Origin of the sequence: Streptomyces sp. LN549, assembly GCF_043203805.1 — a bacterium.
Classification (GTDB): Bacteria; Actinomycetota; Actinomycetes; order Streptomycetales; family Streptomycetaceae; genus Streptomyces.
This window is the reverse complement of record NZ_JAZHRI010000002.1, coordinates 2870083-2889470: the sequence shown is the minus strand read 5'-3', so window position 1 is coordinate 2889470 and position 19388 is coordinate 2870083. Positions and strand designations below refer to the sequence as shown.

The 19388-nt window shown below is 69.8% G+C and carries 19 protein-coding genes and 2 tRNA genes; 18 read left to right on the top strand and 3 right to left on the bottom strand.

Annotated features, from left to right (window positions below):
• Positions 1 to 2: 2 nt before the first annotated feature.
• Positions 3 to 2234: a CDP-glycerol glycerophosphotransferase family protein gene (locus SH922_RS12925; RefSeq protein WP_393058090.1), complete on the bottom strand. Its 2232-nt coding sequence runs from the start codon at positions 2232 to 2234 to the stop codon at positions 3 to 5.
• Positions 2235 to 2535: 301 nt separating this feature from the next.
• Between SH922_RS12925 and galE the strand changes: the two genes are divergently transcribed.
• The 4 genes from galE to rfbD all read left to right on the top strand — a co-directional run bounded on the left by galE (position 2536) and on the right by rfbD (position 6859).
• Positions 2536 to 3507 carry a UDP-glucose 4-epimerase GalE gene (galE, locus tag SH922_RS12920; protein ID WP_393058088.1) on the top strand — a complete coding sequence of 324 codons (972 nt, stop codon included), beginning with the start codon at positions 2536 to 2538 and terminating at the stop codon, positions 3505 to 3507.
• A 363-nt stretch (positions 3508 to 3870) separates the two neighbouring features.
• Entirely contained in the window at positions 3871 to 4941 is a 1071-nt protein-coding gene (locus SH922_RS12915) for a glucose-1-phosphate thymidylyltransferase (RefSeq protein ID WP_393058085.1), read from the top strand.
• Positions 4938 to 5924: a dTDP-glucose 4,6-dehydratase gene (rfbB, locus tag SH922_RS12910; protein WP_393058083.1), complete on the top strand. Its 987-nt coding sequence runs from the start codon at positions 4938 to 4940 to the stop codon at positions 5922 to 5924. Before SH922_RS12915 ends, rfbB begins: the two co-directional genes overlap by 4 nt.
• Before the next feature lie 32 nt (positions 5925 to 5956).
• The gene (rfbD, locus tag SH922_RS12905) at positions 5957 to 6859 is read left to right on the top strand and encodes a dTDP-4-dehydrorhamnose reductase (RefSeq protein ID WP_393063547.1); all 903 of its coding nucleotides are present in this window, start codon (positions 5957 to 5959) and stop codon (positions 6857 to 6859) included.
• Here rfbD and SH922_RS12900 read toward each other — a convergent pair.
• Complete coding sequence (locus SH922_RS12900; protein WP_393058081.1) at positions 6840 to 7493, bottom strand: dTDP-4-dehydrorhamnose 3,5-epimerase family protein; 654 nt, start codon at positions 7491 to 7493, stop codon at positions 6840 to 6842. The genes rfbD and SH922_RS12900 overlap by 20 nt on opposite strands.
• 242 nt (positions 7494 to 7735) lie before the next feature.
• On the opposite strand from SH922_RS12900, the gene proB reads away from it, so the two are divergent.
• The 5 genes from proB (at position 7736) to SH922_RS12875 (ending at position 12959) form a co-directional block, all read left to right on the top strand.
• A complete protein-coding gene (gene proB, locus SH922_RS12895; protein ID WP_393063546.1) occupies positions 7736 to 8821 on the top strand; it encodes a glutamate 5-kinase in 1086 nt (361 codons plus the stop codon).
• 142 nt (positions 8822 to 8963) lie between these two features.
• Positions 8964 to 9464, top strand: a complete 501-nt coding sequence (locus tag SH922_RS12890; RefSeq protein ID WP_393058079.1) for a hypothetical protein — start codon at positions 8964 to 8966, stop codon at positions 9462 to 9464.
• 82 nt (positions 9465 to 9546) lie between these two features.
• Positions 9547 to 10830, top strand: a complete 1284-nt coding sequence (locus tag SH922_RS12885) for a glutamate-5-semialdehyde dehydrogenase (RefSeq protein ID WP_393058077.1) — start codon at positions 9547 to 9549, stop codon at positions 10828 to 10830.
• 65 nt (positions 10831 to 10895) lie between these two features.
• Complete coding sequence (locus SH922_RS12880; RefSeq protein ID WP_393058075.1) at positions 10896 to 11474, top strand: hypothetical protein; 579 nt, start codon at positions 10896 to 10898, stop codon at positions 11472 to 11474.
• A 354-nt stretch (positions 11475 to 11828) separates the two neighbouring features.
• On the top strand, positions 11829 to 12959 hold the full coding sequence (locus SH922_RS12875; RefSeq protein WP_393058073.1) for a hypothetical protein: 1131 nt from the start codon (positions 11829 to 11831) through the stop codon (positions 12957 to 12959).
• On the opposite strand, the gene SH922_RS12870 is transcribed toward SH922_RS12875, so the two are convergent.
• Positions 12880 to 14028: a M48 family metallopeptidase gene (locus SH922_RS12870; protein WP_393058071.1), complete on the bottom strand. Its 1149-nt coding sequence runs from the start codon at positions 14026 to 14028 to the stop codon at positions 12880 to 12882. The genes SH922_RS12875 and SH922_RS12870 overlap by 80 nt on opposite strands.
• A gap of 111 nt (positions 14029 to 14139) precedes the next feature.
• Between SH922_RS12870 and SH922_RS12865 the strand changes: the two genes are divergently transcribed.
• The 9 genes from SH922_RS12865 to SH922_RS12825 all read left to right on the top strand — a co-directional run bounded on the left by SH922_RS12865 (position 14140) and on the right by SH922_RS12825 (position 19352).
• Positions 14140 to 14292 (top strand): hypothetical protein, encoded by a 153-nt coding sequence (locus SH922_RS12865; RefSeq protein ID WP_393058069.1) that lies wholly within the window; start codon positions 14140 to 14142, stop codon positions 14290 to 14292.
• A gap of 84 nt (positions 14293 to 14376) precedes the next feature.
• Positions 14377 to 14538 (top strand): hypothetical protein, encoded by a 162-nt coding sequence (locus SH922_RS12860; RefSeq protein ID WP_266778681.1) that lies wholly within the window; start codon positions 14377 to 14379, stop codon positions 14536 to 14538.
• Positions 14539 to 14576: 38 nt separating this feature from the next.
• Positions 14577 to 15194 (top strand): nicotinate-nucleotide adenylyltransferase, encoded by a 618-nt coding sequence (nadD, locus tag SH922_RS12855; RefSeq protein WP_393058066.1) that lies wholly within the window; start codon positions 14577 to 14579, stop codon positions 15192 to 15194.
• 19 nt (positions 15195 to 15213) lie between these two features.
• On the top strand, positions 15214 to 16983 hold the full coding sequence (locus SH922_RS12850) for a LytR C-terminal domain-containing protein (RefSeq protein WP_393058064.1): 1770 nt from the start codon (positions 15214 to 15216) through the stop codon (positions 16981 to 16983).
• 232 nt (positions 16984 to 17215) lie between these two features.
• Complete coding sequence (rsfS, locus tag SH922_RS12845; RefSeq protein ID WP_326736147.1) at positions 17216 to 17647, top strand: ribosome silencing factor; 432 nt, start codon at positions 17216 to 17218, stop codon at positions 17645 to 17647.
• Positions 17644 to 18297, top strand: coding sequence for a histidine phosphatase family protein (locus SH922_RS12840; RefSeq protein ID WP_393063545.1), 654 nt, complete (start codon positions 17644 to 17646; stop codon positions 18295 to 18297). Before rsfS ends, SH922_RS12840 begins: the two co-directional genes overlap by 4 nt.
• Positions 18298 to 18425: 128 nt before the next feature.
• Positions 18426 to 18498, top strand: a tRNA-Ala gene (locus SH922_RS12835).
• A 426-nt stretch (positions 18499 to 18924) separates the two neighbouring features.
• Positions 18925 to 19158 (top strand): hypothetical protein, encoded by a 234-nt coding sequence (locus SH922_RS12830; RefSeq protein WP_326736146.1) that lies wholly within the window; start codon positions 18925 to 18927, stop codon positions 19156 to 19158.
• A gap of 121 nt (positions 19159 to 19279) precedes the next feature.
• Positions 19280 to 19352, top strand: a tRNA-Ala gene (locus tag SH922_RS12825).
• Positions 19353 to 19388: the final 36 nt, after the last annotated feature.

Here is a 19388-nt window from a genome sequence, read left to right as displayed (position 1 = left end):
GGTCAGACCCGCTCGAACAGCTCGAGCGCCTGGGCTGGGGTGGGTGCCGTCCTGCGGTCGGCGAGCGGTACGACGGGAAGGAGGTTCTCCTCGTTCAGGAAGACTCTGCGGACGACACGCTCCGAGGCCCGCCCGTCGTCGAAGTCGCAGAAGCGCTCGCGGAACGCGCTGCGCAGAGCGGCGGACGCCGGGCTCTGCCACTCGCCGGACCGAAGGATCTCGGTGAGCTGTACCTGACTGGTGGCGACGGCGCCGGGGGGCTCGGCCATGAGGTCGAAGTAGCTGCCGCGGACGACCTTGTACGTTTCCCAGTCGTCGGCGAAGATCACGATGGGCCGGTCGAGGTTGGCGTAGTCGAACATCGCCGACGAGTAGTCGGTGATCAGGGCGTCGGCCGCGAGGTAGAGCTGCTCCACGCTCCGGTACGCGGAGACGTCGATCACGCGGCCGCTGGCCTGGAGCTCGGCGAGCCGGCCGGTGGCCTTGTAGAAGTAGTGGCCCCGCACCAGCAGTGTGACGTCGGGGCCCAGCTCATCGGCCAGTTCCTCGAGGTCGATCCGCGGAGTGAATTCCTTCTGGTACTCACGGTGGGTCGGCATGTACAGAAAGACCTTGGAGCCGTCCGCCGCACCGAGTTCGCGACGGGCCTGCGCGACCTCCTGGGCTCCGGCGTTGATCAGCACGTCGTTGCGCGGATAGCCGGTCTCCAGTGAGGTGTACGAGCACGGATAGACCCGCTCCCACACCGAGGTGGAGAAGTTGTTGGACGAAAGGCTGTAGTCCCAGCGATCGCACCGCCGCAACAGGTCTTCCATCTTCATGCTCGTGGAGGCCGGGTAGTTGGCCTGGTCGAGGCCCATCGTCTTCAGCGGGGTGCCGTGATGGGTCTGCAGATGGATCTGGCCCTGGCGCTTGACCAGCGCGTCCGTGAAATTCACGTTGTTGATGAAGTACGTGCCGCGGGCCAGCGCCGTCCAGTACTCGCGGGAGCCGACGACGGCCACCTCGACGCCCTTCGGCACCCGGCTCACGTGCTCCGCGCGCACCGCCCAGACCCGGCGGATGTGCGGGGCCAGCCGGGCCAGCTCGGCATCGATGGCCGCGGGGTTGCACGAGTAGCCCCGGCTCCAGTAGGCGGAGAACACCGCGAGGTTCGCGTCCATCGGCAGCCGCAGCTGGGACCGGTAGAACACCCGCATCGCGGCCTGCTTGGCCCGGTCGACGCGCTCGCTGTTGCGCGCCCGTGCCCGGTGGCGTACCCGGTTCGCCCGGGTGACACCGGTCAGGGCCAGATAGGAATCCTTGCCGAGCAGCGCGTACTTGTAACCGCGGCCACCGCCCGGACGCTCGAATCCTTCGGGCAGCCGGCGCTTGTAGTCGGCGGCCGCCCGGTGGAAGAAGTCGGACCGCGCATTCTTGGGGAGGCGGCCCGGCTTTTCCATGACGGTGAGATAGTGGTCGACCATTTTGGCGAAGAGTGCGGGGCGCCAGGAATCGTGTTCCGGATGGTCGTCCAGATAGGCGAATACGCGGTCGTACTGGTCGAATACGTCGAAGTGCTTGCGGCTGACCGTGCGAAGGATGTTTCCGCCTTCACGTCGTTGCCGGTAGAGCACGCACGTGCGGTCGAGCAGTGCGATGCGTTCCGCCGCGACCAGGGTGGTGTACGTCCAGGGGGCGTCCTCGTAGTACCCGGACGGGAACCGGAACCCGTGTGCCTCGACGAAATCGCGGCGGTAGGCCTTGTTCCAGACGATCTGCAGCAGGTCGAGCAGCTCGGGCCGCTCCGACAGGGGGAAGGCCACGGGCTCGCCGGGGCCGAGGAGATCGGCCCGCCGGTTGGGCAGCAGCCGGCCGTCCCAGTAGCTGCGCATGTAGTCGTAGATCAGGATCTCGGGGTCGTCCGTCGCGTCCAGCCGGCCGGCGATGGCGCTCAGCGAGCCGGGCGTCAGGGTGTCGTCACTGTCGAGGAAGAGCAGATAGTCGCCGGTCGCCTGTTCGATTCCGGCGTTACGGGCGTGTCCCAGCCCCACGTTCTCGCCGAGATGGAGCACCCGGACCCGGGCGTCACGTGCCGCGTACTCGTCGAGGATGGCACCGGAGCCGTCCGGCGAGCAGTCGTCCACGGCGACGATTTCGAAGTCGGTGAAGTCCTGTTGCAATACGGAGTCGAGGCACTCCCGAACATACGCCTGCACGTTGTACGCAGGCACGATGAGTGTCAGTCGAGGCATCCTTCACCAGTCCAGAGAGCCGTCTACGGGGTCCGTGCGTAGGCGTTGATTCGCATCAAGGAATCATGGGGGGAGCGCCTGAACACCTGAACAGCGTAATTGATTGCCATCCGCCTGCCGTGGTCTCGTGTTTGTTCCGGCCTCACCGGCCGGGTTCCATGGATGTCACCCGGACAAGACTTCACAGCGACGATAATACTGATCTGATTATTTGTCCGATTCAAATTCCGTGCACGTAGAGTGAACCTTTCCGTAGAGCCGTGCGCGGAGGTGGTCGTTTACAGAGGGAGAGACGCACAGAATGACGTGGATGGTTACGGGCGGGGCCGGATACATCGGTGCGCACGTCGTGCGGGCGATGCTCGCCGGAGGTCTGCAGGTGGTCGTGTACGACGACCTGTCGACGGGCAACGCCGGGAGCGTGCCCGACGGGGTGCCCCTGGTCACCGGCAGCGTGCTGGACCGGCAGGCCCTGGACGCGACGATCCATGACCACGCCGTGACAGGCGTGGTGCATGTCGCGGGCAAGAAGCAGGTCGGCGAGTCCGTCGAGCGGCCCCTCCACTACTACCGGGAGAACGTGACCGGTCTGGAGGTGCTGCTGGAGAGCATGGTCGCGGCCGGAGCCGACCGCCTGGTGTTCTCCTCGTCGGCCGCCGTCTACGGCATGCCCGACGTCGACCTCGTCACCGAGGACACCCCCTGCGCGCCGATGAGCCCGTACGGGGAGACCAAGCTCGTCGGCGAATGGCTGATCCACGCCGCCGCCCGGGCCCACGGACTGCGCTGCGCCTCGCTCCGCTACTTCAACGTCGCCGGCGCGGCCACGCCCGAACTGGCCGACGGCGGGGTGTTCAACCTCATCCCGATGGTCTTCGAGCGCCTTCAGGCCGGCGAGGGTCCGCGGATCTTCGGCGACGACTACGCGACGCCCGACGGCACCTGCATCCGCGACTACATCCATGTGGAGGACATCGCCTCCGCCCACCTCGCGGCCGCCCGCCGGCTGGAGGGGGCCGGGCCCGGCACGGATCTCACGCTGAACATCGGCCGTGGCGAGGGCAGCTCCGTGCGCGAGATGGTCGACCGCATCCTCAGGGCGACGGACCGCGGGGACATCGCCCCCGAGGTGACCGCCCGCCGCGCCGGAGACCCGGCACGCGTGGTCGCGGGCGCGGAGCGGATCCGCGCGGAGCTGGGCTGGTCGGCCCGGTACGGCGTCGACGAGATGATCGAATCCGCCTGGCAGGGCTGGCGCCTGCGCCACCCGTAGAGGCGCGGTCGTCCGTGTCCCGGGACGCCGCCCGCAGATCGAGCGGCTGATCGAGCGGCGGTCGAGTGGGCGCGAAAGGTATGCACGAAAGGTGTGCGCGAAAGGGGTGTGTGACATCCGAGAAATTCGACATCGAGTTCGACATCGAGTTCGGCATCACGCATGTGCATGGCGGTTTTCGTGAACCGGTGAGTGCGAAACGAAGCCGAATGGTTACGGGGGCCCGTCGCTTTTCCTCCGGATGAGTCGGTAAGCGGGTCGACGGAGCTGTTTCGCTGCGGATGAGCGGCCGGATCTGACTAAGGTCACCCGGTAGGTCGCAGCCACTGCGACAGAACCGCCGAATCATCGTGGGGCAGAACTGTGAAGGCTCTCGTACTTTCCGGTGGGGCAGGCACCCGGCTTCGTCCCATTACTCATACCTCGGCCAAACAGCTGGTCCCGGTGGCGAACAAACCGGTGCTGTTCTACGGACTCGAAGCCATCGCGGAAGCCGGCATCACCGAGGTCGGCATCATCGTGGGGGACACCGAGGAGGAGATCCGCGCGGCGGTCGGCGACGGCTCCCGGTTCGGCATCGACGTCACCTACATCCCGCAGTCCGAGCCGCTCGGCCTCGCGCACGCGGTCCTGATCGCCCAGCGCTTCCTGGGTGACGACGACTTCGTCATGTACCTCGGTGACAACTTCATCGTCGGAGGGATCGCCGGTCTGGTCGAGGGGTTCTGCGCGGACCGGCCCGACGCCCAGATCCTCCTGACCCAGGTGCCCGACCCGACCTCGTTCGGTGTCGCCGAACTCGACGGGGACGGCAGGGTCGTGGCCCTGGAGGAGAAGCCGAAGGAGCCCAAGAGCGACCTGGCGCTCGTCGGCGTCTACCTCTTCACCCGGGTCATCCACGAGGCCGTCCGCTCCATCCGCCCGTCGTGGCGCGGTGAGCTGGAGATCACCCACGCCATCCAGTGGCTGATCGACCAGGAGCGCGATGTCCGCTCCACCACGATCCGCGGTTACTGGAAGGACACCGGCAACGTCACCGACATGCTGGAGGTCAACCGCACCGTGCTGGAGACCGTCGAACCGTGTACCCAGGGCGCCCACGTCGACGACGAGAGCGAGATCATCGGCCGGGTCCGGATCGAGCCGGGCGCCCGCGTCACCCGCAGCCGGATCGTCGGGCCCGCCATCATCGGCGCCCGCTCGGTGATCAGCGACGCCTATGTCGGACCGTTCACCTCGGTCGCCCATGACTGCCGGATCGAGGACAGCGAGATCGAGTACTCCATCGTGCTGCGGGGAGCCTCGATCGACGGTGTCCGCCGCGTCGAGGCCTCCCTCATCGGCCACGAGGTCGAGGTGACCCCCGCGCCCCGCAGCCCGTCCGCCCACCGACTCGTCCTCGGCGACCACAGCAAGGTGCAGATCTCGTCATGACCACCCACATCCTGGTGACCGGCGGCGCCGGCTTCATCGGCTCCCACTACGTCCGTACGCTGCTGGGTCCGGGCGGCCCCGGCGACGTCGCCGTCACCGTGCTCGACAAGCTCACCTACGCGGGCAATCCGGCCAACCTCGACGAGGTGCGCGACCACCCCGGATTCTCGTTCGTGCAGGGCGACATCTGTGACGCGGAGCTCGTCGGAGGCCTCATGGCCGGGCACGACCAGGTGGTGCACTTCGCTGCCGAATCACACGTGGACCGCTCCATCGACGGCGGCGCCGAGTTCGTCCGCACCAACGTCCTGGGCACCCACACCCTCGTCGACGCCGCTCACCGGGCCGGCGTCAGGACCTTCGTGCACATCTCCACCGACGAGGTCTACGGATCGGTCGACGAGGGCTCCTGGACCGAGAGCGAACCGCTCGCCCCCAACTCCCCGTACTCCGCCTCCAAGGCGTCGAGCGACCTGATCGCACTCTCCTACCACCGCACCCACGGACTCGACGTGCGCGTGACCCGCTGCTCCAACAACTACGGGCACCACCACTTCCCCGAGAAGGTCATCCCGCTCTTCGTCACCAACCTGCTGGAGGGCCGGCCGGTCCCGCTGTACGGCGACGGCGCCCACGTCCGCGACTGGCTGCACATCGACGACCACGTCCAGGGCATCGAACTCGTCCGCACCAAGGGCCGCGCCGGCGAGGTCTACAACATCGGCGGCGGCACCGAGCTCTCCAACAAGGAGCTCACCGGACTGCTCCTGGAGGCGTGCGGTGCCGACTGGGACACCGATGTCACCTACGTCGAGGACCGCAAGGGCCACGACCGGCGCTACTCCGTCGACTGCACCAGGATCCGCGAGGAGCTCGGTTACGAGCCCCGCAAGGACTTCCGCAGCGGGCTCGCCGAGACCGTGCGGTGGTACCGCGAGAACCGCTCCTGGTGGGAGCCGCTCAAGGAGAGGGCAGTCCTGTGAGCCCGGTCTGGCTGGTCACCGGGGCCGCCGGAATGCTCGGACAGGACCTCATGGCCGCCCTCGCCCACGAGGGCGTCACCGCCGTCGCCGCGGACCGCACGGCCTTGGACATCGCCGACCCCGACCGGGTCCACGAGGTGTTCGCCACGCACCGCCCGGCCGTCGTGGTCAACTGCGCGGCCTGGACCGCCGTCGACGAGGCCGAGAGCCAGGAGGAAGCCGCGCTCCGGGTCAACGGCACCGGACCCGCGGTCCTCGCCGCGGCCTGCCGCGCGTACGGCGCCGTACTGATCCACGTCTCCACCGACTACGTGTTCGCCGGGGACGGCGGACGGCCCTACGCCGAGGACGCCCCCACCGCGCCGCGCAGCGCCTACGGCCGCACCAAACTGGCCGGCGAACGCGCCGTGCTGGAGACCCTCCCCGACACGGGCTACGTCGTGCGCACCGCCTGGCTCTACGGCGCGGGCGGCGCCAACTTCGTCCGGACGATGATCAGGCTGGAGGGCGTCAAGGACACCCTCGACGTGGTGGACGACCAGTGCGGACAGCCCACCTGGACCGTCGATCTGGCCGGGCGGCTGATCCGGCTCGGACAGGCCGCGCTCGACTCCACCGCCCCGGCGGGCGTCTACCACGGCACCAGCGGCGGCGAGACCACCTGGTTCGGTCTCACCCGGGAGATCTTCCGGCTGCTCGGCGCCGACCCGGCCCGTGTCCGGCCCACCACCAGCGACGCCTATATCCGCCCGGCCCCCCGGCCCGCGTACAGCGTGCTCGCGCACGGCCGGTTCGCGGCAGCCGGGATCGAGCCCATCCGGGACTGGCGCACCGCGCTGGAGGAGGCGTTCCTGGCCCTGCTCGCCGCGGAACGCCCTGAGGCCCGTCCGGCGGATCGGGGCCGGACAGGCCTGGTCAGCGACCGGCCCGGCTGAGCGCAGGTCCGCCGGCCCGCACCCCGGCAAGCGGAGGGCCGGCCGTCCGCAGCCGTGCGTAGTACGCCTCGCACTCCCCGTACGAGGGAAGCAGCCCCTGATGCTCCGCCTCGGCCAGCGAAGGCGCCCCGGCGTCCTTCCCGGACAGCAGTGGCGCGATGTCCGCCGGCCAGGCGATGCCCAGCTCCGGGTCGAGCGGGTCGATACCGTGCTCGCGGCCGGGTGCGTAGCCCTCCGAGCACAGATAGAGGACGCAGGCGTCATCGGTCAGCGCCATGAAGGCGTGGCCGAGCCCCTCGGCGATGTAGACCGCCCGGTGATCGGTGTCGTCGAGGCGGACACCCTCCCACCGCTTGTACGTGGGCGAGCCGGCCCGGACGTCCACGATCACGTCGAGCACCGCGCCGCGTACGCACTTCACGTACTTCGCCTGGCCCGGCGGCACGTCGGCGAAGTGGATCCCGCGCAGCGTCCCCCGGCGGGAGACGGAGAAGTTGGCCTGTGCGAGCCCCAGCGGATGCCCCGCGGCCTCCCCGAGGTCCGAGGCCCTGAACCACTCGTGGAAGCTGCCGCGGCTGTCGGGGATGACCTCGGGCTCGTGCACCCAGGCCCCGTGGATGGAGAGCTGGCGCATGCGATCACGTCCTGTTCCTGGGATTCGCCGAATTCTTCGACGGTGGAGCCGACATCTCCTGCAACGAGCCGCGGTACGGAACAGATACGGAACGGGACGGATTCGGACGAAGGCGGGTCCACGGTGCGGAACGCGAAGGCGCCGGATTCCGCGCTCGCGTAGATTGCGGGGTCCAGCGAGGCGAACCATGGGGGATGCGCGTGTCAGGGGCCAGGCAGGGCGTCACGGAGGCCCGCAGGATCGTGGTCAAGGTCGGTTCCTCCTCCCTCACCACCGCATCGGGAGGCCTCGACGCCGACCGGGTCGACGCACTCGTCGACGTGCTCGCCAAGGTGCGCAGCGGCGGCGAGAGGGAGGTCGTCCTCGTCTCCAGCGGCGCCATCGCGGCCGGACTCGCCCCGCTCGGACTGCACCGCAGGCCCAAGGACCTGGCCAGGCAACAGGCCGCGGCCAGCGTCGGCCAGGGGCTGCTCGTCGCCCGCTACACGGCCTCCTTCGCCCGCTACGGCGTCCGCGTCGGCCAGGTCCTGCTCACCAGCAACGACACCAGCCGCCGCGCCCACTACCGCAACGCCTACCGCACCCTGGACCAGCTCCTGGACATGGGCGCGCTGCCGATCGTCAACGAGAACGACACCGTCGCCACCGACGAGATCCGCTTCGGCGACAACGACCGGCTCGCCGCGCTCGTCGCCCACCTGGTCCGCGCCGATCTGCTGATCCTCCTCTCGGACGTGGACGGCCTCTACGACGGTGACCCGAGCATCCCGGGCACCACCCGCATCGCGGAGATCACCGGCCCCGCCGATCTGGCCGGCGTCAGCATCGGCAGCGCCGGCAAGGCGGGCGTCGGGACCGGCGGCATGGTCACCAAGGTCGAGGCCGCCCGGATCGCGACCGCGGCCGGCGTGCCGGTCGTCCTGACCTCGGCGAGCCATGCGGCTGACGCGCTGGCGGGCCGCGACACGGGCACCTACTTCCACCGCACCGGGCGCCGCTCCGCGGACCGGCTCCTGTGGCTCGCCCACGCCTCCACCCCGCAGGGTTCGCTGACCCTGGACGACGGGGCCGTGCAGGCGGTCGTGGAGCGCCACAGCTCGCTGCTGCCTGCCGGGATCGCCGCGGTCGAGGGCGAGTTCACCGCGGGCGACCCGGTGGAACTGCGTGATCTGCGGGGCCGGCCGGTCGCCCGCGGGCTCGTCAACTTCGACGCCAAGGAGATTCCGCAGCTCCTCGGCCGCTCCACCCGCGACCTGGCCCGCGAACTCGGCCCCGCCTACGAGCGCGAAGTCGTACACAGGGACGATCTTGTCGTTCTCCACGCCTGACCGACCCCTGAAACGGCTGAAAGTCCAGCCTTCGGGCAGAGACCTTCACGAAAACCGCCCCAAGCCGGGCCGCGTACTGGTCCACTTTGTAGCAGGGACACTGCGGGGTACAGCAAAGCAACACATTCACAGGAGGCCGCCGGTGAGACGAGCGCGCCCGGGGGCGCCGCCCCGAGGAACGGGTGGCCGCGCCCTGACCAGCGTCGGAGCAGGCCCAGGCTTCGACGGGGGCAGGTCCGCGGACCGGAGGGACGAACGGACCACCGGTCCGGAACCGACGGTGACGGGCCAGGAACGCACCCAGTCGAAGCTGTGGCACATCACGCTCTGTGTCTCCGGTGCCGAGATCCCGCTGAAGGAGGTCAGACGCGGCCTCGAGCAGCTCGCGCACGACCACCCCTTCCTGCTGACCAGCCGCTATGCCAACGACCACGCGGAGATCCGCTACTGGGAAGAGGCCCGCGACCTGCACGACGCGGCGGCGGTGGCCCTGCGGCTGTGGGGCGAGCACCGCTCCAGTGCGGGGCTGCCACCGTGGGAGATCGTCGGCCTGGAGGTCATCGACCGCGAGACGTACCACCAGCGCATCGCCGAGGGGTACGGGCCGCCGCCGGCCGCCCCGGTCGGTGTGCACCCGTACTGACCCGGCCGCCGTCCCCCGGACGGCCGTCTCGCATCACGGGATACGTGACGGATGCCCGCAGCGTGCGCATTAGTCTGCGGGCATGACCACGCTTTCGCCGTACGACAACATGTCCCCGGTCGCCCAGGCCGCCTACCGGGCCCGCTCCGCAGCCGCCGACATCGCGCCACTTCCGCGCGCGGCGAAGGACGACGCGCTGCTGGCGATCGCGGACGCGCTCGAAGTGCGGACCAGCGACATCCTCGCGGCCAACGCCGAGGACGTGGCGCGCGCCCGCGAGGCCGGGACCAGTGAGTCGGTCGTCGACCGGCTCACCCTCACCCCCGAGCGGATCCGGGCCATCGCGGCCGACGTGCGGGACGTCGCGGCGCTGCCCGACCCGGTCGGCGAGGTCGTGCGCGGCTCGACGCTGCCCAACGGCATCGATCTGCGCCAGGTCCGGGTGCCCCTCGGCGTGGTCGGGATCATCTACGAGGCCCGGCCCAACGTGACGGTGGATGCCGCGGCCCTCTGCCTGAAGTCGGGCAACGCGGTGCTGCTGCGCGGTTCGTCCTCCGCCTACGCCTCCAACAGCGCACTGGTCCGGGTGCTGCGCGACGCGGTCGGCGGCTCCGGGCTGCCGGCCGACGCGGTGCAGCTGGTGCCGGGCGAGAACCGTGACTCCGTACGCGAGCTCATGCGGGCGCGCGGCCTGGTCGACGTGCTCATTCCGCGCGGCGGCGCCTCGCTGATCCGCACCGTCGTCGAGGAGTCCACCGTCCCGGTGATCGAGACCGGTACCGGCAACTGCCATGTGTACGTGGACGCGCAGACCGACCTCGACATGGCCGTCGCCATCCTGGTCAACTCCAAGGCGCAGCGCCCGAGCGTCTGCAACGCCGCGGAGACGCTCCTGGTCCACAAGGACGTCGCCGACGCGTTCCTGCCGCGGGCCCTGGACGCCCTCGCCGAGGCCGGTGTCACCGTGCACGGTGACGAGCGGGTCCTGGAGTACGCCGAGGGGTCCAAGGCCACCGTGGTGGCGGCGACGCCGGAGGACTGGGAGACCGAGTACCTCTCGTACGACATCGCGGCGGGCGTCGTGGAGTCGCTGGACGCGGCCGTGGCGCACATCCGGCTCTGGTCCTCCGGCCACACCGAGGCGATCGTGACGACCTCGCAGGCCGCGGCCCGCCGTTTCACCCAGTTGGTGGATTCGACGACGGTGGCGGTGAACGCCTCGACGCGTTTCACCGACGGAGGTCAGTTCGGCTTCGGTGCGGAGATCGGCATCTCCACACAGAAGCTGCACGCCAGGGGGCCCATGGGTCTGCCGGAGCTGACGTCCACGAAGTACATCGTGACGGGCGACGGCCATGTGAGGTGACCGCGGGATGCGGCGAATGCGCTGTCTCCCTGCCCAAAACCACCCCACGGGTCTAGGCTGAAGCTGTGCCGGACGACGTGGGGGGCAGGCCGTTCCCGAACGGCTGGGAGCCCGACGACGACCGCGGGGGCGCGGACGAGGACTTCGCCTCCGTGGTGTTCGACGAGGACTTCGTACGGGCAGCCGAGTTCCACGAACCGACCGCCGTCGAGAGGCTGTTGGCGGCTGCCGAGGCGCGCGCCGAGGCCGATGCCCACCGGGCCAGGGCCGGCGGTGGGCAGCTGGACGACGACCTCTACGACGACGGCTACGGGCGCACAGGCGCCTACGGCGACCCGCTCGACGGGGATGACGACTACGGCGACAGCGGCCCTTACGGCCGTCACGGTGGCGCCCTGCGCCCCTACCGGGGCTCCGCGCGCTGGCACCGGCCGGTGGCCTGGCTGCTGGCGGTGCTGATGGGCGTCGGAATGGTCGCGCTGGCCTTCAGCGCCGTCTACCGCAACACCACGGGCGACCGTCAGGACCAGGTCCCGCCACCGGCCACGAGCGGCGTGGACAGCGCACCGGGGCCCACTGCGGCCCCGTCCGCCGCAGACGGCTACTCCCGCCCGATGGTCTCCGCCGTCCCTCGCACCCCCTGACCCCTCCGAGGCACCCCCTGGGTGCCCGCCTGCGGCCCAGGCGCACCGACACCGGTGGCAGGCGCACCGACACCGGTGGCCCGGGTCCTCGCCGTGCCCGCTCCGGCCGCTGACGTTTCCCCGGTCCTCATCCACCCGACCGGGGGAACGCAGCGGCAGTTCCCGCCCGTCACCGCGTTTACCTCCGCCGTAATCGACCTACTCTGAAGATATGACCCCTCACCCGCTCGAAGAGGGGGCTTCTCACTTGTCCGTGCATGCCCACGCATGGCGGGCAGACCCTGTCCGGAGCCTTTCGGCCGGAAGGGGCGCACCGTTTCGGCCCCGGTCGGTGGCGTGGAGTCGGGAGAAGTCATGGCAGACCGCGGAGATCCACCCGAAGGCCCGTCGGAGAACAGTGCGAGCGGCAGCGAGGACGAGTACCGGTCGCTGGTCTTCGACGAGTCCTTCGTCCGGGCTGCCCGGCTGCAGGAATTTTCCGCCCAGGAGCGCATGGGGGAACACGCCCGTGCCGTCCGGAGCCTGCCGGGCCGTGCCGTCCGCAACGGCTCGCGGGCCGCGCTCGCCCTGGTGCTCCTGATCGCCCTGGCCTTCGGCACCGCCGTCTTCATGGGCTTCCGCCACCCCTACGCGAACCCTGTCACCAGGCGGGCCGAACCGCTGCGGATGACCGTCGTCCCGCTGGCGCCGCGCGGAGTCGTGCCGGCCGGCACCACGGCCGCCCTCTTCGCGAGCAGCCCCGCCGCCCCGTTTCCGAAGGGGGCCGCGGGCATCAGCCTCCCGGTGAACCGGCGGACGGAGAACTTCTCCGACAACCAGGTGTTCACCGCCCTGGCCACGGTCAAGGACTACCTGGTGGCCTCCTCGCTCGACCGAGACGTCCTCGGCGGGAACGCGGTGCGCCCCGTGGAGTCCCTGCTCGACCCGGACCAGATGGGCCAGTTCGACCGGAGCATGAACGAGCCGCACGACGACGGGCAGCACGCGGCGTCAGGCTGGCTGGTGCGGTTCGATGCGGACAAGGTCACCCCTGATCCGGAGATCCGGGTCCGGGGCACCCTGCGGTACGCCGAGGTGGGGGCCGACGCCCTGGAGGTGGTGTCGGACCACACCTTCGCCTATGTGCTCCACCCGGTCGTCTCGGGGCCCCAACAGGCGGGCGGCGCCTCGCTGTTCACCGTACGGCGGGAGATGCGTTTCCGGTTCGACCGGGATGATCTGCGGCTGCACCGGCTGGAGGTGCAGACCAGCTATGTCCAGGCGGGACCGCAGTCCTGCTCAGCCGGCACCACCGGGGCCCTGCGGCCCCTGCTCGCGGGCGAACGGGCGTCCGGCGGCGGCCCGGCGGGCACCGACCCGTATGCGACGGGCCGGCCCGCCGCGGCTCTGTGCGGGACGCTGGCGGTCAGCTCCCCGCCGCCCCGGGCCCCGCAGACGGCCCCTCGGGGTCCTCAGGCCTCGGGGACTGCTGTGAGCCGTCCGTAGCGTCACCCTTGGCCGTCCCGGCCCCCTTGGCGCCGGCGCCCGCGCCGGTGAACTTGTCGCGGAGCTTGCCGCCCAGGTCGCCGGCTCCGCCCGCTATGTCGCCGACCAGCTTCATCAGCGGGTCCTTGCTGCTGCGCACCGAATCGGCGTAGTGCGAGGCGGACTCCTTGAAGGCGTCCGTCACCGACGTGTCCTTGTCCTCGTCGCGCCGCGGGTAGTGGCCGTCCATGATCCGCTGGTAGTCGCGGGTCTCGGACCACTTCTTCAGCTCGGCCGCGCGCACCGTGGTGAACGGGTGCGAACGGGGGAGCACATTGAGGATCTTGAGGACGGAATCGCGCAGGTCGCCCGCCTTCTCGTACTCATCGGCCTGGGCGAGGAACGCGTCCACGTTCATCTGGTGGAGGTGATTGCCGCCGGCGATCTTCATCAGCCCGCGCATCGAGGCCTGCAGATCCTGGCCGACCAGCAGCCCGGCCCGGTCCGCGGACAGCTCCGACTTGCGGAACCACTCGCGCAGCGCAGTGACGATCGCCATGATCGCGACATTGCCGAGCGGGATCCAGGCCACCTTGAGGGCGAGACTGGTGAGGAAGAACAGGATCGTGCGGTACACGGCGTGGCCGGAGAGGGCGTGCCCCACCTCGTGCCCGACGACCGCCCGCATCTCCTCCTCGTCGAGCAGCTCCACCAGGCCCGTCGTCACCACGATGATCGGCTCGTCCAGACCGATGCACATGGCGTTGGGCTGCGGGTTCTGGCTGACGTACATCGGAGGGACCTTCTCCAGGTCCAGGATGTAACAGGCGTCCCGCAGCATGTCGTTGAGGTGGGCGAACTGTGCGTCGCTCACCCGGACGGAGTCCGACAGGAAGAGCAGTCGCAGACTGCGCTCCGGCAGCAGTCCGCTCAGCGTCTTGAAGACGGTGTCGAAACCGCTCAGCTTGCGCAGCGCCACCAGGGCCGAGCGGTCCGCGGGGTGTTCGTACGCCCGGGAGGAGATTCCCGGGAAACGCCTGCGCTGCCTGCTCGGCACCTGGCCATGGCTCTCGTGGCTGCCGTCGGTCATGAATGGGCCCCCTGTTCGTACGAGACGTCGCTCGCCCCCCTGACAAATCCCAGCGTAGGTGCTGGGGCTACGGTGTGCGGGGGGCTGTGGATAACTGAGGAGACGCCCGACATGTCGCACACCGTTGCTCTGCTCGCTGCCGCATCCGAGGACCAGGGGCCGGGCAACACGATCCGCATCGTGCTGATCGCCTCGCTCGTCGGCGCAGCCCTGCTGGCCTGGTTCCTGCTGCGCGGATACCGCAACGACGACAACAACGACTGAGTCGGCGTGAGCGTGCCCGGGGCGCCCGCATACGATGTCCGCGACGTCTTCCCTCCGACTCCCGATCGATAGGTCCTGCCGAAGATGAGCCTCACGAGCACCGCACACCAGCTGGTCACCGTCGCCGCCGAGGGCGAGCACGGTGGTAACCACGAAAGTCTCAGCCCGTACCTCACCGGTGGCGGTGCGTTTGTCGCGCTTCTCCTCCTTCTCTGGATCACCACGCGCTTCAACCGCGACCGCTGAGGCCGAGGCGTACAGCTGTGCCAGTAGGCTCTGCACGCATGGGAGAGCAGGAAGTGCCTACCGGCCGCGGAAAACGCCGACTCGGCGTGATGGGCGGGACGTTTGACCCGATTCATCATGGACACCTGGTGGCGGCCAGTGAAGTGGCCGCCCAGTTCCACCTCGACGAGGTGGTCTTCGTCCCGACCGGGCAGCCGTGGCAGAAGAGCCACAAGCAGGTCTCCCCGGCCGAGGACCGCTATCTGATGACGGTCATCGCGACGGCGTCCAATCCTCAGTTCTCGGTCAGCCGCAGCGACATCGACCGCAACGGCCCCACGTACACGATCGACACCCTGCGGGACCTGCGCGCGGTCCACGGCGACGCGGACCTCTTCTTCATCACGGGCGCCGACGCGCTCTCCCAGATCCTCACCTGGCGGGATGCCGAAGAGCTCTTCTCGCTGTCCCACTTCATCGGTGTGACGCGGCCGGGACACGTGCTGACGGACGACGGGCTGCCGGAGGGGGGCGTATCCCTCGTGGAGGTACCCGCACTGGCGATCTCCTCCACGGACTGCCGCGAGAGGGTCGCCCAGGGGGACCCGGTCTGGTACCTGGTGCCCGACGGTGTGGTCCGCTACATCGACAAGCGCCAGCTGTACCGCGGCGAATGAGCCACGGAGAGGGGCACCGGTGAACGACCGACAGAATCCGTACGACCCGTACTACCAGCAGCCGCAGATCGTCGGCTACGACGAGTACGGGCAGCCGGTGTACCAGCAGCAGCCCGGGCAGCAGCAGTACGACCCGTACGCACAGCAGGGGACTCAGCCGCCGCACCAGGCCCAGCAGCCCCAGCAGCAGGCGCCGCAGGACGGTCAGGGATACGGCTACGACCCGTACGCCCAGCAGCAGCAACAGCAACCTGCCGCGCCCCCGCAGCATTACGACCCGTACGCCGCTCAGCAGCACCAGCCGGCCCAGCAGCAACCCCAGCAGCCGGGTTACGGCTACGACGGCGGTTACGGCTACGACACGGGCCAGCAGCCTGCCGCGGTCGACACCACGCAGCAGTGGAGCATCCCGCAGCAGGCCCCGGCGCCCACTGCCGCTCAGCCGCAGCGGGTCCCCGAACCGCAGCAGGCCCCCGAACCGCAGCGGGCCGCGGAGCCCGAGGCGAGCGTTCCGGGGCCGCGCCGGGGCGACCGCGACTACCGCACGGAGCAGTTCTCCTTCATCGAGGAGCCCGACGAGGACTCCGAAGACGTCATCGACTGGCTGAAGTTCACCGAGAGCCGCAGCGAACGCCGCGAGGAGGCACGCCGGCGCGGTCACAACCGGATGGTCGCGCTGATCGTCGTGGCCGTCCTCGTCGTGCTCGGCGGCGTCGGCTACCTGTGGTCCGCGGACAAGATCCCCGGTCTCTCCGCGGCGGAGAAGGAGAACACCACGGCGACCGGTCCGCAGCGGCGGGACGTCATCGTGGTCCACCTCCACAACACCAAGGGCGGCGGCACGTCCACGGCCCTGCTCGTCGACAACGTCACCACCAAGCAGGGCACCACGGTCCTGCTGCCCAACTCGCTGGCCGTCGCCGACGAGGACGGCACCGCCACCACGCTCGGCAAATCGGTCGACGACGACGGGGCCTCCGGAACCCGTGAGTCCATCGACGCGCTGCTCGGCACGGAGATCAGCGGCACATGGCGGCTCGACACCCCGTATCTGGAGAACCTCGTCGACCTGGTCGGCAACATCGAGGTCGACACCGACACCGCTGTTCCCGACACCAAGAAGGGGGCCGCGCCCCTGGTGAAGAAGGGCAAGGGGCAGACGCTCAGCGGGCCGATGGCCGTGGCGTACGCCACGTACCGCGGTCCCGACGAGGCCGAGGCCAAGCAGCTGATGCGGTTCGGGCAGGTCATGCGCGGAGTGCTGCGGAAGATCTCCGACGACCCGAAGGCCGCCACCGTCACCGTCGAGACGCTGGCCCAGATCCTCGACCCGTCCCTGCCCGAGCAGGACCTCGGCGCCTCCCTGGCCAAGCTCGCCGAGCACGCCAAGATCGGCGACTACAAGACCGCGCTGCTGCCGGTCCAGGACGACGGCACCCTCACCGAGGCTGCCACGGAGAGCGTCGTCAAGGACATCCTGGGCGGCGCGTTCAAGGCCCCGTCCGCGGACGCGGCGGTACGGGTCGGCGTCAAGAACGCCACGGGCAGCGACCGCGGTACGGAGTCCGCCCGGATCGAGCTGGTCAACGGCGGCTACACCTTCGTCAACAGCGGGAAGTCCGGCGCGGTGGCGTCCTCCGAGGTCGTCTACAAGGACGCGGCGGACAAGAAGAAGGCGACAGAGGTCGCCGCGACTCTCGGGCTGCCGGCGAGCGCGGCGAAGAAGGGCAAGCCGGCCGGCAACGCGGACGTGTCCGTCGTCATCGGCCAGGACTACAAGATCAAGTAGGTCGGACGGCCGGACCGGTCCACCGGTCCAGGTTAAGGGGCGGCCCCGGGACGGTTCCGGGGCCGCCCCGCCGCCGTTCCCGAACCGCTCGCGGGCCGGGCGCGGGCGGCTCCGGAGCTGCTCCGCGACGCCGCCGGACGACTCCTGGACGCTCTTCGGAAGATGACTGCGTGGGCTGTCGGCGGTCCGTGAGACCCTAGAGGTTGATCTGACCGCCGACGAAAGCCTGCATGTGACCGCCACGGACCGCTCCATCGAGCTCATCAACGCCGCCGCTCAGGCGGCCGCCGACCGGCTCGCGCACGACATCATTGCGTACGACGTCAGCGACGTGCTGTCGATCACGGACGCCTTCCTGCTGGCTTCGGCCCCCAACGACCGCCAGGTCAAGTCGATCGTCGACGAGATCGAGGAGCAGCTCCAGAAGAAGCTCGGCGCCAAGCCGGTCCGCCGTGAGGGCGACCGCGACGCCCGCTGGATCCTCCTCGACTACGTCGACATCGTCATCCACGTCCAGCACAGCGAGGAGCGCGTCTTCTACGCGCTGGAGCGCCTGTGGAAGGACTGCCCCGAGATCCCCCTTCCCGAGGACGCCGTGAAGACCCGCGGCAAGGCCGAGGAGCACGCACAGCTCACCGGCAGCACGGAAGGTGAGCAGAGCTGAACGGCAGCGGAAGCGGCAGGGGCCGCAGGATCGTCCTCTGGCGGCACGGCCAGACGGCGTGGAACCTGGAGCGCCGGTTCCAGGGCTCCACGGACATCGATCTCACCGAGGAAGGCGTCGGGCAGGCCCGCCGGGCTGCCCGGCTGCTCGCCTCGCTGAAGCCGGACGCGATCGTCGCATCCGATCTGCGGCGGGCCTCGGCCACGGCGGCCGAGCTCGTCGCGATCACCGGGCTCGGTGTCGCGCACGACCCGGGACTGCGCGAGACCTATGCGGGCGCCTGGCAGGGCCTCACCCACGAGGAGATCGTGGGGCTGTACGGCGAGCAGTACGCGGCCTGGAAGCGCGGCGAGCCCGTGCGGCGCGGCGGCGGCGAGCTGGAGACCGAGGTCGCCGACAGGGCAGCCCCCGTCGTGCTCGCGCACGCCGACAAGCTGCCCGACGACGGCACGCTCGTCGTCGTCAGCCACGGTGGCACCATCCGGACCACCATCGGCCGGCTGCTGGGTCTGGAAGCGCACCACTGGGAAGGGCTCGGCGGACTCTCCAACTGCTGCTGGTCGGTGTTGGGCGAGGGCGCCCGCGGCTGGCGTCTGCTGGAGCACAACGCCGGCACCCTGCCCGAACCGGTGCTCGGCGACGACGCCTGACCGAGTGCCCGGGCGGCGCCCGCTGGGCGTCTTCGGGCGGCTCCGGCCGGATTTCACTTTCTGGCTGGTCACAGGCTAAAGTTCTTCTTGTTCGCAGCGCGGAAACGCAGGGAAACACAGCGAACAGCGGGGCTATAGCTCAGTTGGTAGAGCGCCTGCATGGCATGCAGGAGGTCAGGAGTTCAATTCTCCTTAGCTCCACAATCAGGATCCCGTCCCCATCAGGGGGGCGGGATCCTTGCTTGTTCCCCCCCGTCCGGGCGGCTGTCCTCAGGCAGGTGCGCGACGCCGTCGGCCGCTGCCTGCTCCCTTGCTTCCGCGGCATCGGCGCAGGGCGGGATCTCCGGCGGGCTGACCCCCTTGCGGGCTCATGGCAGAATCGGACCGCCGGAGGGGAGACGGACACCGAACGGGGAGGAGTGTGCGATGCCTGTGAGCCGCCACGACGTTCCGGACCTGCCCCTCGTCCGCCGGCGCCGCGCATGCGTCGGCCGTCCCGTCCGCAGCTCGCTCCCGGCCACTCGTCTCCCACGGGCCGCCGCCGTTCTCCTCGGACGCCGAACGCCCGGTCGCCTCACCGGGATCCTCCCCATGTGTACGGCCCGCGGCCGCAGCCGGAGCTGATCCATGGGCGCGCACAGGCGGAAATGCGACTGGTGTGGCAGCGGTACGCCCATCGTCAGGGACATGGACCCGGTCAACGCGGACTACCAGTACTGGTGCGAGGAATGCGCACGGGCGCTGGTCATAAAGGGCGACGCCATCGAGACCTACCGGGAGCTGGAGGGGGAGCCGATCTACGGACGGTTGCTGGAGGAGCACTGCACGCTCAAGCGTTTCTACTCCTTCGCCACCGCCTGACCGGCCCCGTGGACCGGTCGGAGAGGGGCCGGGGAGGGGTCGACCGGAATCGATTTGGTGGACGGCCGGGGTGACCGGTAATGTTCTCGATGTCGCCACGGGAGACCGGGCAGCACAACGCGGGGCTATAGCTCAGTTGGTAGAGCGCCTGCATGGCATGCAGGAGGTCAGGAGTTCAATTCTCCTTAGCTCCACAGTGAAGATCGACTGGCGGGCCATCCGAATCGGAT